We start from the raw sequence: 18,317 nt of genomic DNA on the forward strand, positions 1-18,317 counted from the left end.
GCAACTTCTCCACACTCGGGCGTCCATAAGCGACCCGCTGTCCTCGCATGGACCGCGACCCTATGATGATCAAGAACGAAAGCCCCGATCACCCCACCTTCCCCCATGTGCGAAATACGGGGCTAGCTCCGCCCGCGCGCCGTCCCGCCCGTCCCGCCCGTCGCGCTCCGTCCGGAAGTTATGGCTGTGAAGGGTCCCTTCACGGACGCAGAGTCCGTGAAGGGACCCTTCACAGACCGCCATCTTGCCCAGCGGGGGTACGTTGGCAGAGGGCGGCGTCGGTGGAGAGGAAATGGTGGAACCCGATACCGGAACCACTGTCGAGTATTCGGTGGTCGTGCGGCTGAGCGGCGACTGCCCCCGGTCGTGTGCCGAACTGGCCGCATTGCCGGCGTTCGCGCCGAAAGCGGTGATCTTCGAGCTGAGCGGGCTTACCGCGTTCGCGCGCGAAGGCCTCGCGGTGCTGCGGGAGTCGGCTGGTGCGGGCCGGGCCGTGTTCGCCTGCCGGCCGGGCGGCGTCGCACGGCGGGTGCTCGAAGCGGAAGGCGTGCGCGTCGCCGATTCGGTCGCCGCGGCGCTGGCCGACGAGGACGACCCGCTCGGGCCGTCCGGAGTGGCGTTCCGGTCGCTCACCGAACGGCTGCTCACCGCGCCGAGCGTCGGCGCGGTCCTGCAGCACATCGTGGATGCGGCGGCGTCGCTGGTACCCGCCGCCGACCTGGTCTCGATCACGCTGCTCGCCCCGGACGGCCGGTTCCACACCGCGGCATACACCGATCCGGCGGCTGCGGAGCTGGATCGGCTCCAGTACGAACTGGGCGAAGGCCCCTGTCACGACGCCGCGTTGCCGGATCGCCCCGAGTTCATCGAACGCGCCGATCTGCGCGCCACCGGAACATGGCCGGACTGGGCGGCCGTCGCGAGTGGGCTGGGCTGGCGCAGCGTACTGGCGATCGCCCTGACCGACGACACCGTCCCCCGGGTCTCCGGAGCCCTGAACCTTTATGCCCGCACGCCCGGCGGACTGGCCGGCGCCGACCGCGACATCGTGCTGCTGCTGGCCAGCCACGCCGCGCTCGCCGTGGCCGAAACGGACGCGGTGACGCGCCACGAACTGCATCAGGCGCAGCTTCGGACCGCGCTGGACAGCCGGGATGTGATCGGCCAGGCGAAGGGCATCCTCATGGCCCGCCGCGGACTGGACGCCGATGCGGCGTTCGAGCTGCTGCGCCGGGCGTCGCAACAGTTGAACGTGAAGCTGGTGCAGCTCGCCGGAACGCTGGCGCGGCGGCACGCCGAGCTGGACGTCGTGGCGCCGGAGGAACCGGATCCGGTCTGAGCCGGGGCACCGGAGACCCGCGCCGGTTCTGTGGCCCCGCGCACGGTCCGGAGCCGGGCGATTGACCCGGGCGCCTCCGGGTAGCCGTTTTGAGACCGCACTCTCCGAGGAGGTCTCATGTCCACCAACGCTTATCTCTCGTTTCTCGCCATCGGGGTCGCCTTGATCCTGCTGGACGGCCAGATCATCTATCGCAGTGGCAAACGCTACCTCGGGAACGTCGACGGGAGCCCCGCCGCGGCGGCCTCGATGGCGCGGCTGGTGACGACGCTGTTCCACCTGTCGACCCTGGGCGTGCTGGCCCTGATCTCGACCATCGGCATCGGCGGCAGCGATTTGCCCGGCGTAGTCGGGCGAATCGGCGTGCTGCTGCTGGTTCTCGCCGCGGCACACGCCATCACCGTTGCCGCGCTGGCCCGGATCCGGGGCGAGCGGGAGGCGGAGGCGTTCGTCCAGGGCGGTGGCGCGTCGGCCCGGCGGCGGGCTGTCGAAATGCCCGGCCCGACCGTGACGCCGGTGCCGGGGCAGGAAGGGCTGCACCCCGATGTGAGCCCTTCGCTGGAGAACCGTTCTCCCTACACCGCCTCGTGACGATGGCGTGCAGGGCCACGACATGTCGTGGCCCTGCACGAGTGTTTCGCCGCCGGCCTGGCGGACGACGGGTCCTCGATCGCTCAGGACCCGCTTTCCGGTTCGGCGGGCTCCGGGCCGGGCGTCTCGTCCAGCATGTCGCGCAGTTTGGCGAGGGTCTGGGAAAGCAGGCGCGAGACGTGCATCTGGGAGACGCCGATCCGTTCCGCGATTTTCGACTGGGTCAGGTTCTCGAAGAACCGCATCGCGATGAGGGACCGCTCGTGCGGGGTGAGCCGGCGCAGCATCGGCCGGAGGGCCTCGTGGATCTCGGCTCGTTCCAGATCGGCGTCCTCCTCGCCGAGAAGGTCGGTCAGCGCCGCCGATTCCGCTTCGCTGTGGACGGTCCAGTCGAGCGAACTCGTCTGGTAGGCGTTCCCGGCGACCAGTGCCTCGGCCACCTCTTCCTGGTCGATCTCCAGCTGCTCGGCGAGTTCGCGCGCGGTAGGCGCGCGCCCCAGTTGCTGGGCCATCGTCGTGGTCGCCCTGGCGACCGCGAGGTGCAGTTCCTTGAGCCGTCGCGGAACGCGCAGGGACCAGCCGGTGTCGCGGAAGTACCGCCGGACTTCCCCCATCACGGTCGGCACGGCGAAGGACAGGAAGTCCTCCGTGCGGTGCGGGTCGAAGCGGTCCACCGCCCTGATCAGGCCGAGCCGGGCGACCTGGACGAGGTCCTCGCGTGGCTCGCCGCGGCCGCAGAACCGCTGCGCGATGTGCTCGGCGAGCGGCAGATGTTCGTCGATGAGCTTGGTGCGCAACCGTTCCCGGTTCGCGTCGTCTGGGGGAAGGGCACTCAGTTCGCCGAACCACGGCGCGCAGTGCGCGTACCCGTCGGTGTGCTGGTGAACGGCGGTCTTCATGGTCCTCCTGTCCTGGGCTCCTTGGTGAACTCGAGGCAGAGCCGCCATCCGTGCGGGTCCGGACCCGGCTCGGTCCAGGTGGCGACCGAATCGGTCAGCGCGCGCAGAATGTGCCAGCCGACCTCGTCGGGTCCGGGCGGCAGCATCGCCGACGACGAGGTGGCCATCGTCACCGTGATCCGGCTGTTGCGGCGGAATACGCATTCGACCTCGGCACCGTCGTCGGCCCGGAGGGCGATCACCGACACTGCCTCCTCGACCGCGAGTCGCAGATCGGCGAGCTCGTCGAGACTGAACCCGCCGGTACCGGCGAGTCCCTCGGCCACCATCCGGGCAAGGAACAACAGGTCCCGGTCGGCCGGCAGGCGCAACTCGACCATGGGCACAAACGCAGGCACCACCTTCGTAGCCGGACCCACACACTGATTCATCTGCTTGTCATTACCCGGTCCGCTGCGCGGTCAATCATCGTCACAGCGGTGTTTCGCACCGTGACCGAGCGAGTACCCGGGTGCGTGATCCGTTGGTCCGTTGTGGACAGTGGCCCGGTCAGTGCAGATCGAAGCGTGCCTCGACCGTGGAACCGGCCGGGCCGGTATGGAGCCGGACCAGATCGGCGAGGTGGTTGACGAGCAACAGTCCGCGGCCGCGCACCTGTCCGGGCACCGCCGGTCGCCGTCCGGCGAGCGGATCGGCGATCCTGCCCTTGTCGTGGACCTGGCAGATCAGCTGGTGGCCTTCGGTGGCCAGCCGGACCACCGCGGTGCCGCTGCCGTGTTCGATGCTGTTCGACACGAGTTCCGAGGCCACGAGGACGAAATCCGCCAGCCGATCGGCGGCGAAGCCGGCCCGCAGCGCCGCCTCGGTCGCCGCGTGGCGCAGCTGCGGAAGTTCGCCCTCGGCGATGGTCCGCGTGGCCGAACCGGGCGGCGCCGTGAGCTCCTGGTTGCAGTCGCGCAGGACCTCTTCGGGAGCGTATCCGGCGCTCGACCGCCATTCCCCGGTCCTGTCCACGAGCCACGGATGGGTCCGGGCGGCGTCCGCGAGCGCGGCCTCGCCGGCGGATTCGGTGTCGTAGGGACAGAGGACGGTCGCTGTCCGTGCGGAGAAGGACCGGTTGAGCAGGGCTTCGTGCTGCACGCAGGCGGGATATTTGGCGCTGGCACGGCTCGGCCACCGGAGCTCTCCGACGATCCGCACCTGCCGGCCGGGGTAGCCGTCGGCGAAAGCCCGCAGCACACCGGGGATGATGCGGCCGGGATTGCGGCCCTCCTCAGTCATGTCGACCATCCGGACCCGGGCCGCGTCGGCGCCCAGTTCCGCCTTTAGCAGCGCGAGACCGCGCGGCGGTACCGCGACCGCGACCGGATCCCCCGCGGCGACTCCGCCGCGCACGAAAGGAAGCGTCCCGGCGAGGAACTCTTCGGCGTCGCCGTAGAAGAACGCCGAGTGCAGGAACGTCGGTAGCGAGGACATCAGGGACGGCGCCGGGCATACGCACCGGCCGGAATCGGAAGTATGGTGATCATTTCCTCCACTGCCATCAGCGTACTGTCCTCACCACGATAACCGCGCGGTGGCTTACCCGGCGGCTTCGCGGCGCGGGCAGCATAATTCCGGCAGGGCGGCCAGCCGGCACCCGTCCCGGCCGCCGGTGCCGGGCTCACCGACCAGGGGAAGCGAGTGATGAGCGATACCACCGGGCCACCCGGCACGCTGTCGATCGAGCGGGACGACCGCCCCTCGATCGCCGTCGTGACCGTACGGGGCGAGATCGACCTGGCCACCACGCCGGCGTTGAAAGCGGCGTTCGGCGAAGCCCTCGCCGGGAAGCCGCCGACCCTGGTGGTGGACCTGAGCGGAGTGGGTTTTCTGGCGTCGGTGGGGCTGACGCAGCTGGTGATCCTGGCCCGGGACATGCCGGAGGGCACCGCGTTGCGGATCGTCGCATCCGGGCGGGCGGTCTTGCGGCCCGTTCAGCTGACCGGGTTGGAACACAGCCTGCCCCTGTACCCGACGATGGAGGCGGCGCTCGCCGCGGAGTGACCGCGCCCGGTCACACCTCCGTGGCGCCTCCATGCCGCTCGAGCACCACGAGCGCCACGTCGTCCTGGGGCGGGAGAGAGCCGACCATCTCGGCCATGATCCGGGCGCAGGCACGGTCCGGGTCCTCGGCCCGGACGAGTTCGGTGAGCCGCCTCATCCCGATGTCGACCAGCTGGTCCCGGCGTTCGACCAGGCCGTCGGTGTAGAAGACCACGGCAGTTCCCGGTGGAAGGCGCACGGTGGTGGTGCGCCGCGGCGCGGGGTCGATGGTCAGCCCGATCGGATGGTCCGCGGGTGCGGTCACGAGTGCGGCCGGGGCGCCGGGGGAGGCCAGGATCGGCGGCAGGTGCCCGGCGAGGGAAAGGACGAGATGTTCCCGCGCCGGGTCCAGTACGCCGTACGCGACGGTGGCCATCGCGCCGTGTTCGAAGTGATTGGCTTTGTGGTCGAGTTTGCCGAGGACTTCGGCTGGGTCGTCGCAGTCGAGCGCATAGGCGCGCAGGGCACTGCGCAACCTGCCCATGATGACCGCCGCTTCGAGGCCGTTTCCGGCGACGTCGCCGATGACGATGCCGATCCGTCCGCCGGGCAGGCGGAAGATGTCGTACCAGTCGCCGCCGAGCGCCGCGTGGGTGCCTGGCACGTAGCGAGTGGCGACGCTCAGGCCGTCGAAGTCGGGGAGGTTGCCGGGCAGCAGGCTGCGTTGCAGCGCGATGGTCGCCACCTGGTTCTGGAACAGGACCTCCGACTGGATCACGGATGCGAGGTGATCGGCCAGCAGCCGGACCGTTTCGACCTCGGTGGCGGTGAATTGGCGGTGCGCGACCGATCCGACGTGCAGTACACCGATCAATTCGCCTCCGGCGAGCATGGGCACACCGAGCATGGTGTGCAGGCCGCGCTCCCGCAACGGCGCGTTGAGCGCGGTGGGGCCGTCGTCGCGATCGATGACGAGCGGTTCGCGGCGCAGTGCGACGGTACCGGCGAACCCCTGTCCGACCGGAACCCGGACTCCCTGGTAAACCTCGTCCTCCAGTCCGGCGGCGCTGATCGCGACGAGCTGCCGCCAGCGTGCGTCGTGCCGCAGCACGGTCGCCGCGTCCACCCCGACGGCTGCGCACGCCCGCGCCAGGATTTTCCGGAGTTCGTCCGCGAGGTCGGCGTGGCCGGCCGCGGTCCCCACGATCTCGCCCAGCAGAATGCGCGATTCCGGTTCCGGCGCGTGCGGCGGCATGGCTTTACCCTAGCCGGGACGGGCGGGACCGGCCACGACTTGTCTCCGGTCGTGTTCGAAGCGACGGCGGACCGCGTCGCAAGCGCTCGGGCAGGGAAGGAGCCGGCGGTACCCGGGATGGCCCGGCGGGTGGAGAGCAACCGCCGTCGTCAGCGGCGTGCTCGCCGGATCCGGGTCTGCCCCGCGCCGCCGATCGGTGGCCGTCGTCGTGACCGAGGTCCGTGAAGGGTCCCTTCACGGACGCAGAGGCTGTGAAGGGACCCTTCACAGCCTCTCACCCGGCGTGGGAGCGTCACGGTTCGCGAAGGGGAGTGGGCGGGTCGCCGGCCCTTCGAGTACAGCGCCGTCCACATCGAACCGGGAACCGTGGCAAGGGCAGTCCCGGCTGCGTTCGGCCGGGTTGAACCGGACGAAGCAGCCGAGGTGGTGCAGCGGACAGACACCCCGTGCAGGCCGCCGTCGTAATGCCGGTAAACGCCTTTGCGGCCCGTGCCGTCCAGCAGGATCCGCGCTTCGCCGACGGTCGCCGCGTCGACCGGAGTGAGCCGGTCACCGACGGGGTCCTTCGCCACCTTCGCGTTCTGCCACACCAGCCGCACGTCCAGGCGGTCCTCGGCGGCGGTGAAGCGCTCGGGTGAAGGCACGGACCTCGGCGATGCTGCCGAGGTCACAGGTCACCGGCCGCACGTCGGCGCCGGGTACCTGCCACAGGACCGAGCCGGCGGCCTCGCCGGCGCGCTCGTCGGACCGCCCGAGCACCCGCAGCGAGGCCCTCAGCCGGGCGAACCCGGCCGCGGCGGCCAGCCCGATCCCGGAGGCGGCGCCGGTGATCAGCACGACCTTTCCCGGCATGGGCGGGCCGGCCGGGCAGCCTCCGCCGGACTCGCAACCCGAGGTTTCCGTAGCCGAGGACGATGCTCCGGTCCACGACGGTGTCGATGGCGTCCGCGAAGTTCATCCGTCCCGCATACCCCTTGCGCCCTCGTCCAACCCTCCACGTGTGCGACGCGGAAAAAGGGGTATCGCGTCGGCGACTGAGGATGGAGGTGCGCCGGTGAAGCTGGAGCCCGGGCACAAGGGGACCGTTGCGTTGCGGGAATATGTGCAAGCGGTGGCCGGGCTGCTGGGCGTCGAGGCCACGGCCTGCTGGAGTGAGCAGGCGCACCCCGCCACTGCCTACATCGCCTTGGCCGAGACCTCCCGGGAGCATCCCGGGAGGCTGCTGATGGCGCAGTGGACCAGCGACACCGGGTGGTGCCTGGCGCTGGAGCCGGATGCCGTGGAGGCTCCGGTGGTGATCGCACAGTGGCCGCGGCCGCGGTCGCCGAAACCGGCGGTGGTGGCCCGCCGGATACGCCTGCGCTTGAATGCCGGCGCACTGTCCGCTGTGGACGGACGTGGCGGCCGAAGGAGATCTCGTGGCTGAAACAACGGGCGGCGACATCCACTGTGGACGCTCCGGGTGGGATGGCCGCCGCACGGATCGCGGACGCCAGCAGGCAGCAGCCTGGGGCCGGTACACCGCGGGCAACCGCAGCAATCGCCACGCGGGCAGCTCGTCTCCGCGTGGCGACGCGGTCACTCTGCCGGGCGATGTCTGCTCGGCGGGCAAGCTGGGCACGGCGAACCTCCTCCTCGTCCTGTACCGCCTCGGCTACCCCGGTGGACGCGGGCGGGCGCCGGGTTTCGCCGGCTCCTGGCCCGGGTAGCCGGGCCGGGCAACCATTCGAGGAGGAGCCCATGAGCAGCACCATCACCGAAACAGTGGATGTCGACGTCCCGGTGACCACGGCCTACGACCAGTGGACGCAGTTCGAGTCCTTTCCCGAGTTCATGGAGGGCGTCGAGGAGGTCCGGCAGCTGGACGCGACACACACGCACTGGGTCACCCGCTTCGGCGGCGTCGGGCGCGAGTTCGACGCGACCATCACCGAGCAGCACCCGGACGAACGGGTCGCCTGGCATTCCGATTCCGGGCCGGACCACGCCGGGGTGGTCACCTTCCACCGCCTCGCCGACACCCGGACCCGGGTGACCGCCCGGATGGAGATCGATCCGGACGGGTTCGCCGAGAACGTCGCGGACAAACTGGGCATTCTCGATCGCCGGGTGCAGGGGGATCTGCAGCGGTTCAAGCGGTTCATCGAGGAGCGTGGGCAGGCGACGGGAAGCTGGCGGGGCGAGGTGCCACCGCCGGTCGGCTGACGCGTTTCCGGGGCCGCCTCGGCGGGTACGTGTCGCACATGGTTATCGACATCCCGCGCATCCCGCTGGCCGGTGGGGTAGCGCTTCCGCAGGTCGGGCTCGGCGTGTTCCAGATTCCGCCCGGCGACACCGCGGGCATCGTGCGCACGGCGCTGGCGGCGGGCTGCCGGCACGTCGACACCGCGCAGATGTACCGCAACGAGGAAGGCGTAGGCCAGGGCATCCGGGACTCCGGGGTGCCGCGTGAGGACGTCTTCGTCACCACGAAACTGGCGAACGACGCACACGGCCACGACAACGCGATCACCGCGCTCGAAGGCAGCCTGCAACGGCTCGGGACCGACTACGTCGACCTGTATCTGATCCACTGGCCGCTGCCCGCGCAGGACAAATTCGCGCGTACGTGGGAGGCGTTCGAGGAGTTGCAGCGGGCGGGCAAAACCCGTGCGATCGGCGTCTCCAACTTCCGGCCGGTGGACCTGGACCGGCTCGCCGAGGAAGGCGGCGCGGTGCCCGCGGTCAACCAGATCGAGCTGCATCCGCAGTTCCGGCAACCGGAAGCCGAGCGGTACCACCGCGCGCACGGCATCGTCACCGAAGCCTGGAGCCCGCTGGCGAAGGGCGACGTGCTGGGTGCCGAGGTACTCACCGACCTCGCGGCCAAGCACGGCCGGACCGCGGCGCAGATCGTCCTGGCCTGGCATGTGCTCCGGGGCCGGGTGGTGTTCCCGAAATCGGTGCACCCCGACCGGATCCGGGAGAACCTGGACGTGGCCGACATCGAACTGGACGAGGCCGAGCTGGCCGCGATCGACGGACTGGACGAGGGCCGCCGGACGGGCCCGGACCCGGCCACCTTCCAGGGCTGAGCGGGTGCGGCGACGCGAGGAACAGCTGTGAAGGGTCCCTTCACGGACTCAGAGTCCGTGAAGGGACCCTTCACAGCCTTGATCCGGGTGGGGTCGGTCAGGCGGGGACGGAATCGGTCTCGCGGTCCCACGCTCGGTGGCCGGCCAGCGCGATGAGCAACGAGTCCGCGAAGTCGTCGGGCAGGTCTTCCGCGGAAGCGCCGGTCGTGACGACGCCCCGGGCGACCTCGGTCCCCGGGCCGTCGGCGAAATTCTCCCGGACGTCGGCCGTTCGCAAGAGGTTCCGGCCCGAACCGGACGAGCAGTTCCGCTGGTTCGGTGGCGGCTGGGCGGTCAATGCCGAGCTGTCCGGACCGGATGCCTTCACCGCGGCGACCCGGTACGTCCGGGAGGAGGACGTCGCCGCCGGTATCCCGTGCGGCCCGGACGTGGCCCCGATCCGCGACGCCGTGCGGCGGTTCGAGAAGGCAGGCTTCACCGACCTGGCGCTGGTGCAGGTCGGCGGGGCGGAGCAAGCCGGGTTCCTGCGGTTCGCGGAGCACGAGCTGTTGCCCACCCTCCGGTAGGCCCCGGGGGGTGGGACAGCGCTTGCGGATCGGTTCCGTTCACGTCGAGGGCCACACGCATCGACGCTTGTTCTCCGGACCGCCGGGACTCGCCCCGTGCCGAGCCCGACGCGGGTCACTCGCGGCCGAGTGCCCTGGCCAGCTCTTGTTTCGTCATCGTCGAACGGCCGCGGATATTGCGTTGCCGGGCTTCGTTGTAGAGCTGGTCGCGGGTCGGGCCGCCCGGTCCGAGGCGCTTGCCCGAACGGTGCCCGCCGCGCTGCTGCGGGGACTTGTCCCGCAGCGAGGTTGTGCTGGCGCGGGCGGATTCGCCGCTGCGCGCGCGGTTCTTGTTCACCGTCCGGGCGGCGATCTCCGCTGCCCGGTCGTCGCTCGCGCCGCGGTCCTCCTGCGCGTTCTTGATGTGCTCGTACTGCCGTTCCCGCTTCTTGTTCCAGGCCTGCTGCGGCATGGTCGCTCCTTCCGTTCGGGCTGCCGTCCGGATTGCCCGGTGGGCGCGCGGCGAAACACCGGCCGCGACGAGGACGCACACCGGATTCGCCTACCGGCCACGGCCCGCACCGGACAGGGAGCACCCCTGCCATCGACGTTTCGCAGGCGGACATCTTCGTCCTCCAGATTTGATCAAATAATTGATCTTTATACTATTTTTCTGCCTCCTTGCCGTTTCGTGGCGCCGCCGGCGGGTAACTCGTCGTCCAAGCGTCAGAATCAGGAGGTCGGCGATGAAATCAGGAGCGCGGGTCGCGCTTGCCATAGGAGCGGGCTATCTTCTGGGCCGCTCCAAGAAGATGCGGCTCGCGCTGATGATCGCGGCCGCTGGGGCGACCGGGCGGGTGGGTACCTCGCCGGGGAAGCTCCTGCAGAACGGGCTGAAGCAGCTTGCGTCCTCCCCGGAGCTGGGCAAGCTGACGGATCTCGCGCGTGAGGAGCTGCTCGGTGCGGCCAAGTCGGCTGCGGTGACGGCGGCGAGCAGTCGCATCGAATCGCTGAATGAGCGGCTGCAGTCGGGCGGGTCCGAGGAAGACGAGGACGAGCACGAAGAGCAGGACGAGGACGAAGGCGCCGAGGACGAGACCGAAGAAGAGTCCGAGGCCGAGACAGAAGAGGAAAAGCCTCGCCGGCGCCGCGCGTCCAGCAAGGACCAGGACGACCAGGACGACCAGGAAGAAGCCGAACATCCTCGCCGTCGCCGGGCGTCCAGTCGCGAACACGACGACGGAGACGCACATCCTCGCCGACGCGCGGCGGCCGAGACGGAGCCGGAACGCCCGGCTCGGCGGCGGACGGCAAGCCCACGCTCGTCCAGCAGCGCGAAATCAACGCGCCGCACCAGTGAACGCGCGCCCGTCCGGCGGGCCCGGAGGTGACGGTGATGGCGGCCAAGCAACTGGGCAAAATCAAGGACAAGGCCACCGGAAACGGCTCGAACGAACTGACCGAAGCCCTGCGCGGGCTGACCCAGACCCTCAGCGCGAAGGCGACGGACGCACTGGCCAAGCGGATCACCTCGGCCTCTGGCCGGCTCACCGACTACGCGGGTGGGGGCGGCGGCGGTTTGCTCGAAGCGGTCACCGGCGGCAAGCCCGGCGTGCCGGGGAAGGCGGCGCTGGGCGCGGTCAAGGGCGGGCTGTCCGGCGTCCTGGACAAGGTGAAGGACGCGCTGCCCGGCGGCGGGGGTGGTGGCGGCGACAAACTCAAGGTCACCAACATCGTCGAGGAGATCGACATCGGTGCCCCCCTCGATCTCGTCTACGACCAGTGGACGCGGTTCACCGAGTTCCCGCGCTTCATGAAGAAGGTCGAAAACGTCGACCAGGTGAGCGAGGAGAAGCTCGTGTGGAAGGCGCAGGTCCTGTGGTCGCACCGGTCCTGGGAGGCCACCATCCTCGATCAGGTGCCCGGTGAGCGGATCATCTGGCGCTCCGAAGGAGAAAAGGGCCACGTCGATGGTGCGGTGACCTTTCACGAACTCACCCCGGACCTGACCAGGGTCGTGCTCGTGCTGGCCTACCACCCGCAGGGGTTGTTCGAGCGCACGGGCAACATCTGGCGGGCGCAGGGCCGGCGGGTCCGGCTGGAGCTCAAGCATTTCCGCCGGCACGTGATGACTGACGCGCTCCTGCATCCCGACGAGGTCGAAGGGTGGCGCGGCGAGATCCGCGACGGCGAGGTCGTGGACGACGAGGACGAGCACGAGGACGAGCACAAGGAAGAAGACGAGGAACCCGGTACACGCCGAAGGAGCAGACGATGACGACAGCGGTACAGCCCTCCGGTGGGGGAGGTGGACTCGACCGTCCGAGTTCGAGCAGCCTCGCCGACGTGATCGACACCATTCTGGACAAGGGACTGGTCATCGATGCCTACGTCCGGGTGTCCCTCGTCGGGATCGAACTGCTCACCATCGACGCCCGGGTGGTGGTCGCCAGCGTCGACACCTACCTGCGCTTCGCCGAAGCCGTGAACCGGCTGGACATCTCCAACACCGGTCAGAAGGGCCTGCCCGATCTGATCGAGGACATGAGCGAGGGCGGGGCCAAGTCGAAGACCAAGGGAGCGCTCGAAGCCGCAGGCGACGCACTGCGCGATCTCGTCGGTGACGACGACCACGAACCAGCGGAGCGCGGCCGGAAGGGCAGGGACTGACATGGCCGAAAAGGCTTTCTACGTCTATGGAATCGTCCCCGCCGACTGCGAGATCGACCCCGAGACGCGGGGCGTCGGCGATCCCCCGGCCCCCGTCACCGCGGTACGCCACGGCGAACTCGCCGCGCTGGTCAGCGAAATCCAGCAGGACAAGCCACTCGGCCGGCCCGAGGACCTGACCGCACACGCGGGACTCCTCGACGCGGCCGCGGCGCAGGTCCCGGTCCTCCCGCTGCGGTTCGGCGCGGTGGTGTCCGACGAGGAGGCTGTCGCCGCGGAACTGCTGGAAGGCAACGAGGACGATTTTCTCGCCGCTCTCCGGCATCTGGAGGGCAAGGCGGAATACGTAGTCAGGGCCCGCTACGTCGAAGACGCGATCCTCAGCGAAATCCTCGATGAGAACGAGAAACTGGCCCAGCTGCGGGAAACGATCCGGGGCAAGTCCGAGGACGCCACCCGCAACGAGCGCATCGCACTGGGCGAGCACATCAACAACGCCATCGCTGCGAAACGCGACGCGGACACGAAGACGGTGGCCGACGCTCTCGACTCGCTCGCCGTACAGGTCAACGTGCGAGAACCGACGCACGAGGAAGAAGCGGTGCATCTAGCACTACTGGTGGAAACCGAGCGGGAGGACGATCTCGAGGAGGCGGTCGGCGCGCTCGCCCGCGATTGGGAAGGCCGGGCCGAGGTGCGCTTGCTGGGGCCGCTCGCGGCCTACGACTTCGTCGTCACTACACGGCCGCAGGAGTAGCCGATGGGTCTCCTCGGCTCGATCCTCGGGTTTCCACTGGCACCGGTGCGCGGGGTGTTCGCCATCGGCGAGCTGATCCAGCGACGTGTCGACGAGGAGCTGCGCAGTCCCGCGTCGGTACGCGGCGAGCTGGAAGCCCTCGAGCAGGAGCGCGCGGCCGGCGAGATCTCACCGGGCGAAGAAGCCGAGGCACAGCAACAAGTCCTGAACCGGTTGAGCACCGACGAAACGAGGTGACGAACGATGGCAGCGAGGTCACGCGAGGAGATGTCCGCATCGACGGCGGCGGCCAAAGCGCTCAGCCACACCGCGGACCTGATCACGGAAAACCCAGCCGGCGTCACATCCGTCGAACCGGACGATGACGGCTGGCTCGTCGAGGTGGAAGTGCTGGAGGAACGCCGGATCCCGTCCTCCTCGGACATGCTCGCCCTGTACGAGATCGAGCTGGACCCCGACGGCGACCTGCTCGCCTATCGGCGGACGAAGCGGTACGCGCGCGGCCGCGGCGACATCGGGAACGGAGCCGGCTGACATGGCCTCGCAGCAGCCCACCCCGCTCTCGGCGCCGTCGAGCGGGTTGAGCCCCGGCGGCAACCACCAGCCGGCGAACCTCGGCGACATCCTGGAACGGGTGCTCGACAAGGGTCTGGTGATCGCCGGAGACATCCAGGTCAACCTGCTCGACATCGAACTGCTCACGATCAAGCTCCGGCTGGTCATAGCCTCACTTGAAACAGCGCGCGAGGTCGGCATCAACTGGTGGGAGACCGATCCATGGCTGACCGGTGACGGCGGACGGCAACTGGAGGACGAGAATCGCGAACTACGCGCCCGCATCGCCGAACTGGAACGCGCCCCGGAAGCCATTGAGGGGCCTACCTCGTGACTGAGTGTGGCCTCTGGCTGTACGCCGTGACGCGACGAGCCGAGCCCGGGACTGTGACGGGAGTAGCGGCCGAAACACCACGGGCCATCGAGGCGGCCGGGCTGACCGCGGTGGTCGGGGACGTACCCCTGAGCGTGTTCGGTGACGCAGCACTGCACCGCAATTTGGAGGACCTGGACTGGCTCGCCGCGGTCGCGAGGGCACACGACACGGTAATCGGCGCGCTGGTCGCGCAAGGCCCGGTCGTGCCGGTCCGGCTGACGACCGTGTATCGCGACGACGACGGGGTGCGCGCGGTCCTTCGGGAGCGGGAGGCCGAGTTCACCCGCGTGCTCGACAACGTGACCGGTCGGACCGAGTGGGGCGTCAAGGTTTTCCTCGAACAAGAGCCGGAAACCGGTTCCACGGTGGCAAATCCGGCCGCGCGGGGAGCCGGCACGGCATATCTCGCCCGGCGGCGAGCGGCACTGACTGCGCAGCAACAGCAGGAGCGCAGCGCTGGCGAGCAAGCCAGCCGGGTCCACACCCGGCTCGCCGAGCTCGCCGTCGCATCGCGCTTGAATCCGCCGCAGAACCGGACGCTGGCCGGGGAAGACGCACGGATGATCCTCAACGCGGCCTATCTGGTCGAGGACGACAAGGCGCGTTCCTTCACCGAGGCCGCCACCCGGTGCGACCGGGACGAGGAAACGATCCGCGTCCAGCTGACCGGCCCCTGGCCACCCTATTCCTTCTCGTCATGGGAGGAACCATGACCCAGCCGATGCCCGTAGCCGAACGCCCGGTCGCGCTCGTCGACCTGCTCGACCGCGTGCTCGCGGGCGGCGTCGTGGTGAGCGGGGAACTCACCCTGTCCATCGCGGACGTCGACCTCGTGCACATCTCGCTGCGTACCCTCCTGACCTCGATCACCGCGCTGCAGCCGAACGATGACTGAACCGGCTCGCCGCATCAACACCGACCCCGAGAACGTCGAACACGGTCTCGCGAGCCTTGTGCTGACCATTGTGGAACTGCTCCGGCAGCTCATGGAACGGCAGGCACTTCGCCGGGTGGACCACGGCGATCTCGACGACGAGCAGGTCGAGAAGGTCGGGCGCACACTCATGCTCCTGGAAGAGCGGATGACCGAGTTGTGCGACCAGTTCGGGATCGACCCGCGCGAGCTGAACATCGACCTCGGGCCGCTCGGCCCGCTGCTGTCCGACGACGGGTTTCCCGGCACGGGTGCCGGGAACACCCAATCGTCTCCTTAAATCAGGAGTAAGAGCATTTCTCATTTTGTGACGAAGCCCGGCACACCGCCGACCCCATCCATCTCATGCGAACCTTCGGAATCGGCACCAACGCCGCCACGACCTACCTCGAAGCCACCCACCCCGAACGCGCACGACCCGACCCCCACCCAAGCCTGACGATCGCTACCCTCCAAGCAAGCCGATCAACCAAGAATCCACGAACCCGTCGGCTTCTCGCAAGCCCAAACAGGAAACCCGATAGCCCACCCCATCGTGAATGTGACACACCGAGCAACCGTCTGCGACGTGGCGTTCCGGCCGGGCTCCGCCCGAGCCCGGAAGCTCGAAGCTCGCCACGACCGCCAATGCCGACGAGCACTCCGTGGTCAGCCCCGTTCCCATCCTTTGGGTCGTCCTGCCTCGCAAGCCCGGATCGGAGGTGTCGACCGTCGCGCCGCCGGGTAGCCGGGGGACATGGAAATCACCAGCAGCGGAGCGGACTTCCGCCGGGAACTGGGCCAGCAGCTGCGGGTCGATTCGGTCCGGGTGAGCAGCCACGCCGGTTCGGGTCATCCGACCTCGTCGATGTCGGCGGCCGACCTCATGGCGGTCCTGCTCGACGGCCATCTGCGACTCGACTACCGCCACCCCGGCGAACCGCACAACGACCACCTCGTCTTCTCGAAAGGGCACGCTTCTCCGCTCTACTACGCGATGCTGAGGGCCGCGGGCGCGATCGCCGAGGACGAGTTCCGCACCTACCGCACGTTCGGGAGCCGGCTCGAAGGCCATCCCACCCCGAGGATCCCGCCCACGGACGTCGCGACCGGTTCGCTCGGGCAAGGCCTGCCGGCCGGCGTCGGGCTGGCACTCGCGGGCAAGATGCTCGACCGGCTGCCGTATCGCGTCTGGGTTCTCTGCGGTGACTCGGAAATGGCGGAAGGCTCGATCTGGGAGGCATTCGAGCACGCTGCGCACTACGAACTGGACAACCTGGTCGCAATCGTCGACGTCAACCGGCTGGGGCAGACCACCGAAACGATGGTCGCCTGGGACATGGACACCTACGCCGCTCGTGCGGGGGCGTTCGGCTGGCATGCCATCACTGTGGACGGTCACGACGTCGAAGCGATCGAAGCGGCGTACGCCGATGCAGAGCGCACTCGCGGGAAGCCGACGGTGCTGTTCGCGAAAACGAAGAAGGGCAAGGGCGTCGCCGCGGTCGAAGACCTGCCAGGCAAACACGGCAAGCCACTGGACGATCCGGACGAGGCAATCGCGGAACTGGGTGGCCGCCGGAACCTGATCGTCTCGGTGGCGACGCCGGACACGTCCGTTCCGGTTCAGGACTGCCCGATCGAACGGGTCGAACTGCCCACATGGGAGGTGGGGGACGAGGTCGCGACGCGGGAAGCCTACGGAGAGGCGCTGGCCGCGCTGGGCAGTCGCGGCGACGTCGTGGCACTCGACGGTGAAGTATCGAACTCGACGCACAGTGACCTGTTCGCGAAGGCACATCCCGGGCGGTATTTCGAGATGTACATCGCCGAGCAGCAGATGATCGCGGCGGCCGTCGGATTGCAGGCGCGGGGATGGACGGCCTTCGCTTCGACGTTCGCGGCCTTCCTGTCGCGCGCTTACGACTTCATCCGGATGGCGGCGATCTCCCGTGCGGACCTCCGGCTGGCCGGTTCGCACGCCGGTGTCGCGATCGGGGCGGACGGGCCGTCCCAGATGGCGCTGGAAGACCTCGCCGCGCTGCGCGCCGTGCACGGCAGCACGGTGCTGCACCCCTCGGACGCGAACCAGACGGCACAGCTCGTCGCGCAGATGGCGGACCTGCCGGGCATTTCCTACCTTCGGACGTTGCGCGGGAAGACCCCGGTTCGGACCGCGGCGGACGAGATCGTGCGCATCGGCGGCAGCCGGACCCTACGATCGTCCGATCGGGACGAAGTGACGCTCATCGCCTGTGGGACCACTGTGGACGAAGCCGACCGGGCGGCCGGTCTGCTTGCCCGCGAAGGTGTTTCCGCCCGCGTGCTGGATTGCTACTCGATCAAGCCGATCGACGAGGTGGCTGTGCGCCGAGCAGCCGCGGAGACGCGCGTCGTCCTGACCGTCGAAGACCATTGGCCCGAAGGCGGTCTCGGCGACGCTGTGCTCGAAGCCCTTGCCACACTGCCGGTACCGGTGCACAAACTGGCCGTCCGTGAGATGCCGATGTCCGGGACTCCGGAGGAACTGCTGCGCATGGCCGGGATCGACGCGGGGGCGATTGCGACGACGGCGAAAACGCTCGTGGCGGCTTGACCGCCGATCAGGACGCCTTCGGCGTGCTCCTCGACCGCCTTGTACAGGCGCACCGGAATGTTCACCAAGCCGAACGAGAGCACACCTACCAGACCGGGCGCATCACTTCCTCCTGTGGCTAGTGCTGCAGGCTCCGCCGCACCAGCGCGGCCGCGAGGCGGGCGACGTCCTCGCCCGGCACCAGCTTCGCCAACCGGCGCGGATCGGCCGGCAGCCCGGCCCGCTCCGCACCGGCGAGGGCGCGACGATCGAAGTACGGACGCAGCCACGGCCAGACCGCCTGTGCCTCACGGCAGAAGATCTGCGCCCCGGTGGGGCCGATCCGCGGGAACTCCGCGACGAGCTTCTCCAGCTTCCGCGGATCGCGGCCGGCGGCGTCGCCCATCCGTCGCAGATCGTCTCGGTAGCGCTGCCGGATGAAATCGGCGCCTTCGCCGAGATGCTGCGACGTACTCTCGTCGTACCGCACGTAGTGTGCTCGCCCGAGCGCGTCGACACGTTGCTGCCAGGTCGAATCCCGCATCGCGGCGGGGGATCGCCAACCTGCCCGCGAGAGTTCGCGAGCAGCGGCGACCGCGAGGTCCGCGCTGATCCGGGTGGACAGCAGGGTGGTGAGGACCAGCAGCCGGTACAGCGGCTGTGGCTTGTCGGCCAGGGCGATCCCCGCTTCGCGGGCGTAGGTCGTGCCGTGTTCGGCGAGCAGTTCGTCCACGCGGCGCATG

The 18,317-nt window shown here is 69.3% G+C and carries 26 protein-coding genes and 1 pseudogene; 19 read left to right on the forward strand and 8 right to left on the reverse strand.

Annotated features, from left to right (window positions below):
• Nucleotides 1-292 precede the first annotated feature (292 nt).
• Both D5S19_RS18635 and D5S19_RS18640 read left to right on the forward strand, forming a co-directional pair.
• Entirely contained in the window at nt 293-1,339 is a 1,047-nt protein-coding gene (locus D5S19_RS18635) for a GAF and ANTAR domain-containing protein (protein WP_233574025.1), read from the forward strand.
• A 117-nt stretch (nt 1,340-1,456) separates the two neighbouring features.
• Nucleotides 1,457-1,930, forward strand: coding sequence for a hypothetical protein (locus D5S19_RS18640; RefSeq protein WP_120024624.1), 474 nt, complete (start codon nt 1,457-1,459; stop codon nt 1,928-1,930).
• Nucleotides 1,931-2,013: 83 nt separating this feature from the next.
• Here the strand turns inward: D5S19_RS18640 and D5S19_RS18645 are convergent, their stop codons facing one another.
• The 3 genes from D5S19_RS18645 to D5S19_RS18655 all read right to left on the reverse strand — a co-directional run bounded on the left by D5S19_RS18645 (nt 2,014) and on the right by D5S19_RS18655 (nt 4,305).
• Entirely contained in the window at nt 2,014-2,829 is an 816-nt protein-coding gene (locus D5S19_RS18645; protein WP_120024625.1) for a SigB/SigF/SigG family RNA polymerase sigma factor, read from the reverse strand.
• Nucleotides 2,826-3,209: an ATP-binding protein gene (locus D5S19_RS18650; RefSeq protein WP_120024626.1), complete on the reverse strand. Its 384-nt coding sequence runs from the start codon at nt 3,207-3,209 to the stop codon at nt 2,826-2,828. The genes D5S19_RS18645 and D5S19_RS18650 overlap by 4 nt, the downstream gene beginning before the upstream one ends.
• A 169-nt stretch (nt 3,210-3,378) precedes the next feature.
• Nucleotides 3,379-4,305, reverse strand: a complete 927-nt coding sequence (locus tag D5S19_RS18655; RefSeq protein WP_120024627.1) for a sensor histidine kinase — start codon at nt 4,303-4,305, stop codon at nt 3,379-3,381.
• Between the two features lie 210 nt (nt 4,306-4,515).
• Here D5S19_RS18655 and D5S19_RS18660 point away from each other — a divergent pair, with 210 nt between their 5' ends.
• Nucleotides 4,516-4,875, forward strand: coding sequence for an STAS domain-containing protein (locus D5S19_RS18660; RefSeq protein ID WP_120024628.1), 360 nt, complete (start codon nt 4,516-4,518; stop codon nt 4,873-4,875).
• A gap of 10 nt (nt 4,876-4,885) precedes the next feature.
• On the opposite strand, the gene D5S19_RS18665 is transcribed toward D5S19_RS18660, so the two are convergent.
• The 3 genes from D5S19_RS18665 to D5S19_RS33215 all read right to left on the reverse strand — a co-directional run bounded on the left by D5S19_RS18665 (nt 4,886) and on the right by D5S19_RS33215 (nt 6,961).
• Nucleotides 4,886-6,109, reverse strand: coding sequence for a PP2C family protein-serine/threonine phosphatase (locus D5S19_RS18665; RefSeq protein WP_120024629.1), 1,224 nt, complete (start codon nt 6,107-6,109; stop codon nt 4,886-4,888).
• 264 nt (nt 6,110-6,373) lie between these two features.
• Nucleotides 6,374-6,541: a Rieske 2Fe-2S domain-containing protein gene (locus D5S19_RS33210; RefSeq protein ID WP_233574031.1), complete on the reverse strand. Its 168-nt coding sequence runs from the start codon at nt 6,539-6,541 to the stop codon at nt 6,374-6,376.
• A gap of 117 nt (nt 6,542-6,658) precedes the next feature.
• Complete coding sequence (locus tag D5S19_RS33215) at nt 6,659-6,961, reverse strand: SDR family NAD(P)-dependent oxidoreductase (protein WP_120024630.1); 303 nt, start codon at nt 6,959-6,961, stop codon at nt 6,659-6,661.
• Nucleotides 6,962-7,163: 202 nt separating this feature from the next.
• Here D5S19_RS33215 and D5S19_RS18680 point away from each other — a divergent pair, with 202 nt between their 5' ends.
• The 5 genes and pseudogenes from D5S19_RS18680 to D5S19_RS18695 all read left to right on the forward strand — a co-directional run.
• Entirely contained in the window at nt 7,164-7,535 is a 372-nt protein-coding gene (locus D5S19_RS18680) for a DUF6292 family protein (RefSeq protein WP_098509903.1), read from the forward strand.
• The gene (locus D5S19_RS31745) at nt 7,528-7,818 is read left to right on the forward strand and encodes a hypothetical protein (RefSeq protein ID WP_147397444.1); all 291 of its coding nucleotides are present in this window, start codon (nt 7,528-7,530) and stop codon (nt 7,816-7,818) included. Before D5S19_RS18680 ends, D5S19_RS31745 begins: the two co-directional genes overlap by 8 nt.
• A 31-nt stretch (nt 7,819-7,849) precedes the next feature.
• Nucleotides 7,850-8,314 (forward strand): SRPBCC family protein, encoded by a 465-nt coding sequence (locus D5S19_RS18685; protein WP_120024631.1) that lies wholly within the window; start codon nt 7,850-7,852, stop codon nt 8,312-8,314.
• 38 nt (nt 8,315-8,352) lie between these two features.
• Nucleotides 8,353-9,183 (forward strand): aldo/keto reductase, encoded by an 831-nt coding sequence (locus D5S19_RS18690; protein WP_120024632.1) that lies wholly within the window; start codon nt 8,353-8,355, stop codon nt 9,181-9,183.
• 299 nt (nt 9,184-9,482) lie between these two features.
• A pseudogene (locus D5S19_RS18695) lies at nt 9,483-9,749 on the forward strand (LLM class F420-dependent oxidoreductase); the annotation flags it as partial.
• Nucleotides 9,750-9,864: 115 nt separating this feature from the next.
• Here the strand turns inward: D5S19_RS18695 and D5S19_RS18700 are convergent.
• The gene (locus D5S19_RS18700) at nt 9,865-10,200 is read right to left on the reverse strand and encodes a plasmid stabilization protein (protein ID WP_120024633.1); all 336 of its coding nucleotides are present in this window, start codon (nt 10,198-10,200) and stop codon (nt 9,865-9,867) included.
• 274 nt (nt 10,201-10,474) lie between these two features.
• Between D5S19_RS18700 and D5S19_RS18705 the strand changes: the two genes are divergently transcribed.
• The 11 genes from D5S19_RS18705 to D5S19_RS18755 all read left to right on the forward strand — a co-directional run bounded on the left by D5S19_RS18705 (nt 10,475) and on the right by D5S19_RS18755 (nt 17,595).
• Complete coding sequence (locus D5S19_RS18705) at nt 10,475-11,119, forward strand: hypothetical protein (protein WP_120024634.1); 645 nt, start codon at nt 10,475-10,477, stop codon at nt 11,117-11,119.
• Nucleotides 11,120-11,124: 5 nt separating this feature from the next.
• Nucleotides 11,125-12,006, forward strand: a complete 882-nt coding sequence (locus D5S19_RS18710; RefSeq protein WP_120024680.1) for an SRPBCC family protein — start codon at nt 11,125-11,127, stop codon at nt 12,004-12,006.
• Nucleotides 12,003-12,398 (forward strand): gas vesicle protein GvpJ, encoded by a 396-nt coding sequence (gvpJ, locus tag D5S19_RS18715; protein ID WP_120024635.1) that lies wholly within the window; start codon nt 12,003-12,005, stop codon nt 12,396-12,398. The genes D5S19_RS18710 and gvpJ overlap by 4 nt, the downstream gene beginning before the upstream one ends.
• A 1-nt stretch (nt 12,399) precedes the next feature.
• Nucleotides 12,400-13,155 (forward strand): GvpL/GvpF family gas vesicle protein, encoded by a 756-nt coding sequence (locus D5S19_RS18720; protein WP_120024636.1) that lies wholly within the window; start codon nt 12,400-12,402, stop codon nt 13,153-13,155.
• Between the two features lie 3 nt (nt 13,156-13,158).
• Nucleotides 13,159-13,392, forward strand: coding sequence for a gas vesicle protein GvpG (locus D5S19_RS18725; RefSeq protein WP_120024637.1), 234 nt, complete (start codon nt 13,159-13,161; stop codon nt 13,390-13,392).
• Between the two features lie 6 nt (nt 13,393-13,398).
• Nucleotides 13,399-13,689: a gas vesicle protein GvpO gene (locus D5S19_RS18730; RefSeq protein ID WP_120024638.1), complete on the forward strand. Its 291-nt coding sequence runs from the start codon at nt 13,399-13,401 to the stop codon at nt 13,687-13,689.
• 1 nt (nt 13,690) lies between these two features.
• Nucleotides 13,691-14,044, forward strand: coding sequence for a gas vesicle protein (locus D5S19_RS18735; protein ID WP_120024639.1), 354 nt, complete (start codon nt 13,691-13,693; stop codon nt 14,042-14,044).
• Between the two features lie 53 nt (nt 14,045-14,097).
• On the forward strand, nt 14,098-14,799 hold the full coding sequence (locus tag D5S19_RS18740) for a GvpL/GvpF family gas vesicle protein (RefSeq protein ID WP_233574026.1): 702 nt from the start codon (nt 14,098-14,100) through the stop codon (nt 14,797-14,799).
• Nucleotides 14,796-14,981: a gas vesicle protein gene (locus D5S19_RS18745; protein WP_120024641.1), complete on the forward strand. Its 186-nt coding sequence runs from the start codon at nt 14,796-14,798 to the stop codon at nt 14,979-14,981. Before D5S19_RS18740 ends, D5S19_RS18745 begins: the two co-directional genes overlap by 4 nt.
• A complete protein-coding gene (locus D5S19_RS18750) occupies nt 14,974-15,300 on the forward strand; it encodes a gas vesicle protein K (protein ID WP_120024642.1) in 327 nt (108 codons plus the stop codon). The genes D5S19_RS18745 and D5S19_RS18750 overlap by 8 nt, the downstream gene beginning before the upstream one ends.
• A 456-nt stretch (nt 15,301-15,756) precedes the next feature.
• On the forward strand, nt 15,757-17,595 hold the full coding sequence (locus D5S19_RS18755) for a transketolase (RefSeq protein ID WP_120024643.1): 1,839 nt from the start codon (nt 15,757-15,759) through the stop codon (nt 17,593-17,595).
• 118 nt (nt 17,596-17,713) lie between these two features.
• Here the strand turns inward: D5S19_RS18755 and D5S19_RS18765 are convergent, their stop codons facing one another.
• A complete protein-coding gene (locus D5S19_RS18765; RefSeq protein WP_120024644.1) occupies nt 17,714-18,316 on the reverse strand; it encodes an endonuclease in 603 nt (200 codons plus the stop codon).
• Nucleotide 18,317 lies beyond the last annotated feature (1 nt).

Origin of the sequence: Amycolatopsis panacis, from assembly GCF_003600245.1 — a bacterium.
In the GTDB taxonomy this organism is placed as follows: Bacteria; Actinomycetota; Actinomycetes; order Mycobacteriales; family Pseudonocardiaceae; genus Amycolatopsis; species Amycolatopsis sulphurea.